At 72.8% G+C, this 10516-nt stretch carries 10 protein-coding genes; 1 reads left to right on the plus strand and 9 read right to left on the minus strand.

What is annotated here, in order from left to right:
• Nucleotides 1–50: 50 nt before the first annotated feature.
• Nucleotides 51–983, minus strand: a complete 933-nt coding sequence (gene fmt, locus DC008_RS05375; protein WP_108705957.1) for a methionyl-tRNA formyltransferase — start codon at nucleotides 981–983, stop codon at nucleotides 51–53.
• Nucleotides 984–1295: 312 nt separating this feature from the next.
• Here fmt and DC008_RS05380 point away from each other — a divergent pair, with 312 nt between their 5' ends.
• Nucleotides 1296–1829, plus strand: a complete 534-nt coding sequence (locus tag DC008_RS05380; protein WP_108705958.1) for a hypothetical protein — start codon at nucleotides 1296–1298, stop codon at nucleotides 1827–1829.
• Between the two features lie 98 nt (nucleotides 1830–1927).
• Here DC008_RS05380 and DC008_RS05385 read toward each other — a convergent pair whose 3' ends face one another.
• The 8 genes from DC008_RS05385 to DC008_RS05420 form a co-directional block, all read right to left on the minus strand.
• Nucleotides 1928–4078: a primosomal protein N' gene (locus tag DC008_RS05385; protein ID WP_108705959.1), complete on the minus strand. Its 2151-nt coding sequence runs from the start codon at nucleotides 4076–4078 to the stop codon at nucleotides 1928–1930.
• Between the two features lie 129 nt (nucleotides 4079–4207).
• Nucleotides 4208–5416, minus strand: coding sequence for a methionine adenosyltransferase (gene metK / locus DC008_RS05390; protein ID WP_055623761.1), 1209 nt, complete (start codon nucleotides 5414–5416; stop codon nucleotides 4208–4210).
• Between the two features lie 230 nt (nucleotides 5417–5646).
• A complete protein-coding gene (gene coaBC, locus DC008_RS05395; protein ID WP_164492265.1) occupies nucleotides 5647–6858 on the minus strand; it encodes a bifunctional phosphopantothenoylcysteine decarboxylase/phosphopantothenate--cysteine ligase CoaBC in 1212 nt (403 codons plus the stop codon).
• Nucleotides 6859–6963: 105 nt separating this feature from the next.
• Entirely contained in the window at nucleotides 6964–7236 is a 273-nt protein-coding gene (gene rpoZ / locus DC008_RS05400) for a DNA-directed RNA polymerase subunit omega (RefSeq protein WP_003988945.1), read from the minus strand.
• Nucleotides 7237–7286: 50 nt separating this feature from the next.
• The gene (gene gmk / locus DC008_RS05405) at nucleotides 7287–7880 is read right to left on the minus strand and encodes a guanylate kinase (protein ID WP_108705961.1); all 594 of its coding nucleotides are present in this window, start codon (nucleotides 7878–7880) and stop codon (nucleotides 7287–7289) included.
• A gap of 60 nt (nucleotides 7881–7940) precedes the next feature.
• Nucleotides 7941–8264, minus strand: coding sequence for an integration host factor (locus DC008_RS05410; RefSeq protein WP_003977346.1), 324 nt, complete (start codon nucleotides 8262–8264; stop codon nucleotides 7941–7943).
• Nucleotides 8265–8551: 287 nt separating this feature from the next.
• Complete coding sequence (pyrF, locus tag DC008_RS05415) at nucleotides 8552–9391, minus strand: orotidine-5'-phosphate decarboxylase (protein WP_108705962.1); 840 nt, start codon at nucleotides 9389–9391, stop codon at nucleotides 8552–8554.
• Nucleotides 9388–10494: a quinone-dependent dihydroorotate dehydrogenase gene (locus DC008_RS05420; RefSeq protein ID WP_108705963.1), complete on the minus strand. Its 1107-nt coding sequence runs from the start codon at nucleotides 10492–10494 to the stop codon at nucleotides 9388–9390. The genes pyrF and DC008_RS05420 overlap by 4 nt, the downstream gene beginning before the upstream one ends.
• Nucleotides 10495–10516 lie beyond the last annotated feature (22 nt).

Below are 10516 nucleotides of genomic sequence, written 5' to 3' on the forward strand. Positions count from 1 at the left end.
CGAGAGATACGACCAGCCTACGTCCCACCGCGGGCCCGGCGTGCGCGCGGCTACGCCCCGACGCGCTCGCCCTCGGCGATGCGCACACCGCGCGCCCAGTCGGCGGCGCGCATGGGCTTCTTGCCCTGCGCCTGCACCCACAGCAGCTCGACGGCGTACGAACCGGTCCCGACGTACACGTTGTTCTTCCCGGCGGCGATTTCGCCGGGCGCGAGGTCGTCGCGGCCCGGCACCGGCTGCACCTGGATGAGCTTGAGGCGTTCGCCGCGGAACGTGGTCCAGGCGCCCGGCGCGGGCGTGCACCCGCGCACGACCCTGTCGACGCGCAGCGAGGGGGCGCTCCAGTCGATGTGGGCGTCCTCGACGTTGACCTTGGGGGCGAGGGTGACGCCGTCGGCGGGCTGGGGCACCGCCTTCAGGGTGCCGTCCTCGATGCCGTCCATGGTGGCGGCGAGCAGCCCGGCACCGGCGAAGGCGAGACGGGTCAGCAGGTCGCCGCTGGTGTCGGTGGGCCGGATCTCCTCGGTCACCGTGCCGTAGACCGGTCCGGAGTCCAGGCCCTCCTCGATGAGGAAGGTGGAGGCGCCCGTGATCTCGTCGCCGGCCATGATGGCGTGCTGCACGGGGGCGGCGCCGCGCCAGGCGGGCAGCAGCGAGAAGTGCAGGTTGACCCAGCCGTGGGCGGGGATGTCGAGGGCGACACGCGGCAGCAGGGCGCCGTAGGCGACGACGGGGCAGCAGTCGGGCGCGATCTCCCGCAGCCGCTCCAGGAACTCGGGGTCCTTCGGCCTGGCGGGCTTCAGCACCTCGATCCCGGCCTCGGCGGCCCGCTCGGCCACCGGGCTCGCGACCATCCGGCGTCCCCGTCCGGCCTGCGCGTCGGGCCGGGTGACGACGGCGGCCACCTCGTGCCGCCCGGAGGCGATCAGAGCGTCCAGAGCGGGAACGGCGACCTCGGGGGTGCCGGCGAAGACGAGCTTCATGGGTGGGCGGGGCCTCTCGGGCGGGGGCGGCTGGGCGACGCACCAGTCTATGGGTGCGGCGGCTTGTGACTCACGTCTACGGGTGCGGGGGCTTGTGACTCACGCGGGAACACCGGCCGTTCGGGAAGCCGGTCCCACCTGCGGGCCGTCGCGGCGCGCACCCCTCCGCCGGGCGTAGGCATATGCCCACACGCCCCCACAGCGTGACCAGCGGAGCGCTTCCGCGTTGGTCAAGAAAGAGTTGACCCCATCGGGCCGCAGACGCCGACATGGCGGCCCGCCCCTTTTCACGCCGGTTCGAGAGGCTTGTTCATGGCCGACCACGCAACCCACGACGCCCAGGCTCGGGCCAGCCTGCACTTGCTGGTGCGGGACATCGAGCGGGTCCGCCGGCAGGTGGACGCACTGCGTACCCTCACCGCCCAGCTGGGCAACGTCTACCGCCCGCGCCGCTCCGGCCCGTCCACGGGCTTCGTCGTCTACGGGCGCGCCCCCGCTCCGACGGTCCGCCTCGCCCAGGAGCTGCGGGACAGTGTCGAGACCCTGGTCACGGCGGCCGTGGACTTCGACCGTTCGCTCGGCTTCTCCTGGGACGCGGTCGGTTCCGCCCTCGGTGTCACCAAGCAGGCCGTCCACCGCCGCTACGGCGCACGCCGCGCCGCCGCCCAGGCCGCGGCCGAGGCGGAGCGCACGAGCGAGCCGACCGGCACCCGCGCGGTCAACGTCTCCACCGCCCTGCCGACGGTCCCCGCCGCCCGCTCGATGCCGACGCAGCCGACGGCGGGCAGCCCCGCCCTGCGCGACGAGGCCAGGCCGACGGCCTTCCCCGGCCCCCGCAACGGCTGACACCCCCTCGACTCTGCCCTCCCGGAGCGCACCCGGGAGGGCAGACCCTTGTCGCCGCGGCGCACCGGATGCCCAACGGGCCCGGCCCCCGTCGCCTCTCAGCCGATGTCCAGCGGATCGATCCGTACCAGTACCGGTTCGCCCCCGCCCCGGGCCATCCGTGCCGCCCGTGCGGACTTCAACGCCGCCGCCAGTGCCGCGCCGGTGCCGGGGGGGACCCGGACCAGAGCACGGTCCCACTGTTCGCCGGGTGGTGGGCCGCCGGGGCGGCGGGGGCGGCCCGCCGGGGTGACCGGCAGCGGCACCGGTCCCAACACCTCCGCGTCGCCCGGCAGTTCGACCCCCGCCAGGAACTCCGCGAGGGCGTCCGGCGGACCGGACACCGCCGCCATCCGGGACACCGGCGGGAACCCCAGCTCGGCGCGCTCGGACAGCTCCCGTACGGCGAACCCCACCGGGTCCCACCTCACCAGCGCCTGGACCGGACGCAGCGTCGCCTCGGCGACGATCACCACGGTGCCGCCCGCCTCCTGCGGCCGGACCAGCGCGGAGGCGGTGATCCAGCGTCGCAGGGCCTCCTCGCCGGACCGCAGGTCCGCCCGCCCGAGCATCGCCCAGCCGTCCAGCAGCAGCGCCGCCGCGTACCCGCCCTCGGCCACCGGCTCCGCGCCCGGTGTGCTCACCACCAGGGCGGGGCCGTCCGGCACGGTGTCGAGCACATGCTCACGCCCCGAGGTGCGCACCGGCACCGCCGGGAACGCCCGCCCCAGCTCCTCGGCCGTCCGGCGGGCGCCGACGACCTGGGCGCGCAACCGGAACCCGCCGCACTGGGGGCAGTGCCAGTCGGGGCTGTCCTGCCCGCACCAGGCGCAGCACAGGGCACCGCCACCGCCGCTCGCCTCCAGGGGGCCCGCGCAGTGCCGGCACCGGGCGGGCTCCCGGCACCGGTCGCAGGCGAGCCGGGGGACGTAACCGCGCCGGGGCACCTGGACGAGGACCGGGCCGTGCCGCAGCCCCTCCCGGGCGGCCTGCCAGGCCAGGGACGGCAGCCGGGCGGCGCGGGCGGCCTCGTCGCGGGCGAGGTCCCCGTCGCCGACGGTCCGCACGAGCGGGGTGAGGCGCCGCGCCCGCTCGCGGTCCGCGGTGAGCGGTACGGCCCACTCGCTGCGGACCAGCTGGGCCGCCTCCACGGTGCAGGTCCAACTCCCCAGCAGAAACCCGCACTTGCCGCCCGCCGCCCGCAGCTCCAGCACCTCCCGCACATGCGGGAACGGCGCGTTGTCGTCGCTGTGGCTGGAGTCCCCGTCGTCCCAGACGACCACGAGCCCGAGGTCGCGCACCGGGGCGAACATCGCGGCACGGGTGCCGACCACGGCCCGGACGGACCCGCGCCGCACGGCCAGCCACTCCAGATAGCGGCGCTCCTGGCCCGCGTCGGCGGTCAGCAGCGCGTGCTGTCCCTCCCCCAGGGTCTCCGTGAGCGCGGCGTCCACCCGGGCGGCCGAGCGCCCGGACGGCACGACGACCAGAGCGCCCCGCCCGGACGCGAGGGTGGCGCGGACCGCCAGGGCGATCTCCTGGGCCCACTGCGGCCCGGGCAGCGCGGTCCATACCGCACGCGGCGACCTCCCGGCCGCCAGCGCCTCCAGGAACCGCGGCCCATGCTCGTACCGCTGCCAGGGGCCGGGGTCCGGCGCGGAGGGCGGCGGTGGGGGCGGCGGCAGCGTGCGCGCCTCGGCGCGGGCGTGCCGGGGCGGGATGGCCAGCTGCAGGACGTCGGCGAGGCTCCCGGCGTACCGGTCGGCGACGGCGCGGGCGAGGGCGAGCAGGTCGGGGTCGAGGACGGGCTCCGGCGACACCACCTGGGCGAGGGCGGCCAGCGGCCCCTGGTAGTCGCTCTCGGCGAGGCGCTCGACGATATAGCCGTCCCGCAGCCCACCGCCCTCGCGGCGCCCGTCGCGGACGTTGTGCGCCCCGGCGCCGAACCGCACCCGCACCCGCACCCCGGGCTGCGCCTGCTCGTCGAGCTCCTCGGGCACGGCGTAGTCGAAGTAGCGGTCGAGGTGCAGCACACCCTTGTCGACCAGCACCCGCGCCACGGGCAACTCCTTGGCGAGCGGGGCGCCGCGCCAGGTCCGGGGTTTGGCGCGGGGCACCTTGGCCTTGCGCACGCTCTCCCGGATGAGGGCAAGCTGCTCGGGCGGCGCCCCGTCGGCGCCGCCTGCCGGCTGCTCGTCCTCGCTGCTCACGCCTGCATTCCTACCAAAAGCCACTGACATCCGGCGTCGCCCGTCCCCCTCGGGGCCGCCCGCCCACACGCCGAGGCCCGGTCCCCAGAGAAGGGCACCGGGCCTCGGCGTGAAGAACTGCGGACCTGCCTACAGACCGGCGGCCTTGCGCAGCGCGTCCACGCGGTCCGTGCGCTCCCAGGTGAACTCGGGAAGCTCACGGCCGAAGTGACCGTACGCCGCCGTCTTGGCGTAGATCGGGCGGAGCAGGTCGAGGTCGCGGATGATCGCGGCCGGACGCAGGTCGAAGACGTCGTCGATGGCCTTCTCGATCTTCTCGGCGTCGACCTTGGCGGTGCCGAAGGTCTCGACGAACAGACCCACGGGCTCGGCCTTGCCGATCGCGTACGCGACCTGGACCTCGCAGCGGGAGGCCAGACCGGCCGCCACGACGTTCTTCGCGACCCAGCGCATCGCGTAGGCGGCCGAGCGGTCCACCTTGGACGGGTCCTTGCCGGAGAAGGCACCGCCACCGTGGCGGGCCATACCGCCGTAGGTGTCGATGATGATCTTGCGGCCGGTGAGGCCGGCGTCGCCCATCGGGCCGCCGATCTCGAAGCGGCCGGTCGGGTTGACCAGCAGCCGGTAGTTCTCGGTGTCGAGCTTGATGCCGTCGTCGAGGAGGGCCTTCAGCTCGGGCTCGACCACGAACTCCTGGATGTCGGGAGCCAGCAGCGAGTCGAGATCGATGTCCGAGGCGTGCTGCGAGGAGACGACCACGGTGTCGAGGCGGACGGCCTTGTCGCCGTCGTACTCGATGGTGACCTGCGTCTTGCCGTCGGGGCGCAGGTAGGGGATGGTGCCGTTCTTGCGGACCTCGGAGAGGCGCTTGGACAGCCGGTGCGCCAGGAAGATCGGCAGCGGCATCAGCGTCGGCGTCTCGTCGGTGGCGTAGCCGAACATCAGGCCCTGGTCACCGGCGCCCTGGCGGTCCAGCTCGTCCTCGTCGCCCTCGACCCGGGCCTCGTAGGCCGCGTCGACGCCCTGCGCGATGTCGGGCGACTGCGAGCCGATGGAGACCGAGACACCGCAGGAGGCGCCGTCGAAGCCCTTCTTCGAGGAGTCGTAGCCGATCTCGAGGATCTTGCTCCGGACCAGCGTCGCGATGTCCGCGTACGTCTTGGTCGTGACCTCTCCGGCCACGTGCACCAGGCCGGTCGTGATCAGCGTCTCGACGGCGACGCGGGACGAGGGGTCCTCGCGCAGCAGCGCGTCGAGAATGGTGTCGCTGATCTGGTCAGCGATCTTGTCGGGATGACCCTCGGTCACAGACTCCGAGGTGAACAGGCGACGGGACACAACGCTCCCTGGGGTTGCAGCGGCTGCTGGCTGATCATTGGTGGACGGGACGGGGGCTGCGCCCGGCGTCGTCCGTGGACAGTTTATCTGTCGCGCCCGGTCACGGACCCCCTGTCTCGCCTCTCGGGAGGGCTGTGACCTGCGGCACGGGCATTCTGCCAATCGCACACGGCAGTGGCCAGAGGCGCCACGCCCGAATCGGCCGGACGCCGGACGTCCTCCCGGGTGTGTCAGACGACACCGTCCAGACGACGCGCGACGAGGTCCCACACGATGTCGGCGAGGGCTTCCTTCGGGCCGTGCGGCACGGGGGTCTCGCTGCCGTCGGCGCCCAGGACGACCGCCTCGTTCTCCTCGGAGCCGAAGGTCTTGCGCTCCCCCACCTCGTTGACGACGAGGAGGTCGCAGCCCTTGCGCTCCAGCTTGCGGCGGCCGTTGGCCAGGACGTCGTCGGTCTCGGCGGCGAAGCCGACGACCACCTGGCCGTCCCGGGGCCGGTCGCCCGCGATCTCCGCCAGGATGTCGGGGTTGCGCACCAGGACGATCGGCTCGGGCTCCTGGCCGTCCTTCTTCTTGATCTTCCCGGCGGCGTACGAGGCCGGACGGAAGTCGGCGACGGCCGCGGCCATCACCACGGCGTCCGCGTCGGCGGCGGCCTTGAGGACGGCCTCCCGCATCTGCACGGCGGTGCCGACCGGCACCACGTCGACACCGGCCGGGTCGGGCATCCCCGTGTCGGCGGCGACCAGGGTGACCCGGGCGCCCCGGGCGGCGGCGGTGCGGGCGAGGGCGTACCCCTGCTTGCCGGAGGAGCGGTTGCCGAGAAAGCGGACGGGGTCGAGGGGCTCGCGGGTGCCGCCGGCGCTCACCACGACATGGCGGCCCGTGAGGTCGGGCTCGGCGACGCCCCGGGCCAGCACCCGGCGGCAGACGTCGAAGATCTCCCCGGGGTCGGGCAGCCGGCCCTTGCCGGTGTCGACACCGGTGAGACGGCCGACGGCAGGCTCGATGACGACGGCGCCGCGCCGGCGCAGGCTCGCCACGTTCTCCTGGGTGGCCGGGTGCTCCCACATCTCCGTGTGCATGGCCGGGGCGAACACGACCGGGCACCGGGCGGTGAGCAGGGTGTTGGTCAGCAGGTCGTCCGCGAGGCCGTGGGCGGCCTTGGCGAGCATGTCGGCCGTGGCGGGGGCGACGACGACCAGGTCGGCGTGCTGGCCGATCCGGACGTGGGGCACTTCGTGGACGTCGTCCCAGACCTCCGTGGAGACCGGGTTGCCTGAGAGGGCGGACCAGGTGGCGGCACCGACGAAGTGCAGGGCGGAGGCGGTGGGCACGACGCGCACGTCATGGCCGGACTCCGTGAACCGGCGCAGCAGCTCACAGGCCTTGTACGCGGCGATGCCGCCGCTGACCCCCAGAACGACCTTCGGCTTGTCCACCGTCTCTCCCCGGACTCGGCTGTGTACGACTCCACTACACACCACAGGCCCGGCGGACGCGCCGCCGGGCCTGTGGAAAAGTCAGCGTCAAGCTGAAGATCGTACTTACTGCGCCGGGCCCTCGACGGCCTCGGACGTCAGAAGACCCGCGTTGATCTCCCGGAGGGCGATCGAGAGCGGCTTCTCGTGGACGTGCGTGTCGACGAGCGGACCGACGTACTCGAGGAGGCCCTCGCCGAGCTGCGAGTAGTACGCGTTGATCTGGCGGGCCCGCTTGGCCGCGTAGATCACGAGGCTGTACTTCGAGTCGGTGGCCTCGAGGAGCTCGTCGATCGGCGGGTTGATGATGCCCTCGGGCGCGGAGATGGAAGAGGACACGCTCTACCTTCCGATGGATGGGAAAGATTCAGTCATGCGATCGGACACGATCACACAACGTCCACCAAGGCTAGCAGCTCGCGCGCCACGTCCTCGACGGAGGTGTTGACCAACGTCACATCGAACTCGGGCTCGGCCGCCAGTTCGATCTTCGCCGCCTCCAGGCGGCGCTCGATGACCTCGGGCGGCTCGGTGCCCCGTCCGGTGAGCCTGCGCACCAGCTCGTCCCAGGAGGGAGGGGCCAGGAACACGAGCTGGGCCTCGGGCATCGACTCGCGGACCTGCCGGGCGCCCTGGAGGTCGATCTCCAGGAGCACCGGCTCTCCGGCGTCGAGCCGCTCCAGCACCGCCGCACGCGGCGTGCCGTAGCGGTTGCCGGCGAACTCGGCCCACTCCAGCAGCTCGCCGTTGGCGATCAGCTTGTCCATCTCCTCGTCGGTGACGAAGAAGTAGTGGACTCCGTGCTGCTCGCCGGGGCGGGACTTGCGGGTCGTCGCCGACACCGAGAGCCAGACCTCGGGGTGTTCTTTGCGCATGTGGGCGACGACCGTGCTCTTGCCGACCCCGGAGGGGCCGGAGAGCACGGTCAGCCGCGGACGTGCGTCCGGGGGCTCGGGGGTCGTCCCCCGGGGTGTTACAGCCATGCAGCGATTATTCCAGCAATCGCGGACCGCCCGGGACCCCAGGTCCCGGGGAGCCGGGACTCAGGAGCCGGTGCTGCCGAACTCACGCTCAAGGGAGGCGATCTGGTTGGAACCGAGGCCCCGCACGCGGCGGCTCTCGGAGATGCCGAGTCGCTCCATGATCTGCTTGGCGCGGACCTTGCCCACGCCCGGCAGGGACTCGAGCAGCGCGGAGACCTTCATCTTGCCGATGACGTCGTTCTCCTGGCCCTGCTTGATGACCTCGTGAAGGGAGGCGCCGGAGTGCTTGAGTCGATTCTTGACCTCGGCCCGCTCCCGGCGCGCCGCGGCGGCCTTTTCGAGCGCGGCTGCGCGCTGTTCAGGGGTAAGGGGCGGAAGAGCCACGCCTACGTCACCTCGGATGTCGAACTGTCGGATACGGACCGGTGAGGAACCTAGTCGCCCCACACCTGGGGAGCCACGAGCAACACGCTTGCCCACTGACTCTCGTCGGAGACTAGCGGGCAAGTCCGCAAGAGTCAGCGAGAACAGCGGAAAAGTCCTGGTCAGCCTCCGTCAGGCCGGACATTTAAGACATACTGCCCCGGATTTGAGGATGTATCCAGACTCAAGTCGGCCGCGGAGCACTCATCGGAGGACTCCGCGGCCCACTTCGACGTCAGCTGCGGCGCTCAGACGCCCGCGACGGCCGCCCGCACCTCGTCGGCGAAGCGTGACGCGGCGTCACGCAGAGCGACCACGTCGGGGCCGTGCCGCAGCACACCCCGGCTGACGTTCGGGACGACGTTGCGCACCGCCGCGCCGAACACCCTGGGCAGATCCGCGGGCGTCGCCCCCTGGGCGCCGATGCCGGGCGCGAGCAGCGGTCCGTTGATGGCGAGGTCGTAGGACGACAGGTCACCGAGCGTGGCGCCGACGACCGCCCCGAAGGAGCCCAGCGGCTCCTCCCCCGCGTTCTCCGCGGCGAGGTGGGCGAGCATCGTCGCGCCGACGTCCCGGCCGTCCGCGCGGACCGCGTGCTGGACCTCGCCGCCCTCCGGGTTGGAGGTGAGGGCGAGCACGAACAGACCGGTGCCGCTCTCGCGGGCCAGCGCGACCGCCGGGGACAGCGAGCCGTAGCCGAGGTACGGCGACACCGTCAGCGCGTCGGAGAACAGCGGCGAGTCCTTGCGCAGGAAGGACTCGGCGTACGCGGCCATCGTCGAGCCGATGTCGCCGCGCTTGGCGTCCATGACGACCAGCGCGCCGGCCGCCCGCGCCTCCTCCACCGTCCTCTCCAGGACGGCGACCCCGCGCGAGCCGAAGCGCTCGAAGAACGCGCTCTGCGGCTTGAGGACGGCGATCCGGTCGGCGGTCGCCTCCACGACCGTGCGGCTGAACCGCTCCAGGCCGGCGATGTCGTCGCCCAGACCCCACTCGGCGAGCAGGGATGCATGCGGGTCGATTCCCACGCACAGGGGGCCGCGCTCGTCCATGGCACGGCGCAGTCGACTGCCGAAGGGCTCGGTCATACCGTCTTCCTCACGTCGGCGCCGACCGCGTCGGCGAGGGTGGCGTACGGGCTGGTGCGCAGGCGGGCCGCGAGCCCCTTGTGCAGGGTGCGGCACCAGAAGGGGCCCTCGTAGATGAAGGCGCTGTAGCCCTGGACGAGGGTGGCGCCCGCCAGGATGCGCTGCCAGGCGTCCTCGGCGTTCTCGATGCCGCCGACCCCCACGAGGGTGATCCGGTCGCCCACGCGCGCGTAGAGGCGCCTCAGGACCTCCAGCGAGCGTGCCTTGAGGGGCGCTCCGGAGAGTCCACCGGTCTCCTCGACCAGGGCGGGGTCGGACGTCAGGCCGAGCCCCTCGCGCGCGATGGTGGTGTTGGTGGCGATGATGCCGTCCAGGCCCAGTTCGACGGCCAGGTCGGCGACGGCGTCGACGTCCTCGTCGGCGAGGTCCGGCGCGATCTTCACGAGCAGCGGCACCCGGCGGGTGGTCACCACACGGTCGGCGGCCTCGCGCACGGCCGTCAGCAGGGGCCGCAGCGACTCGGTGGCCTGCAGATTGCGCAGACCGGGGGTGTTGGGCGACGAGACGTTGACGACCAGGTAGTCCGCGTACGGCGCCAGCCGCTCGGCCGACTTCACGTAGTCGGCGGCGGCCTCGGCCTCGGGCACGACCTTGGTCTTGCCGATGTTGACGCCCACGACGGTCCTGAAGACCGGCGTACGGGACGCCAGGCGGGCCGCCACGGCCAGCGAGCCCTCGTTGTTGAACCCCATGCGGTTGATCAGCGCCCGGTCCGGCACGAGCCGGAACAGCCGCTTCCTGGGGTTGCCCGGCTGGGCCTCCCCCGTGACCGTGCCGATCTCGACGTGGTCGAAGCCCAGCATCGACATGCCGTCGATCGCGACGGCGTTCTTGTCGAAGCCGGCGGCGAGCCCGAACGGCCCGTGCATGCGCAGCCCGAACGCCTCGGTGCGCAGCTCCTTGTAGCGGGGCGCGAGGGCCGCGGCGACGAAGGTGCGCAGCACGGGGACGCGGGCGACGAGACGGATCCATCGGAAGGCGAGGTGGTGGGCCTGCTCCGGGTCCATCCGCTGGAAGAAGCAGGTGAAGAAGATCTTGTACATGATTCCCTCATGACGAGGGGGA

The organism is Streptomyces nigra (assembly GCF_003074055.1).
In the GTDB taxonomy this organism is placed as follows: domain Bacteria; phylum Actinomycetota; class Actinomycetes; order Streptomycetales; family Streptomycetaceae; genus Streptomyces; species Streptomyces nigra.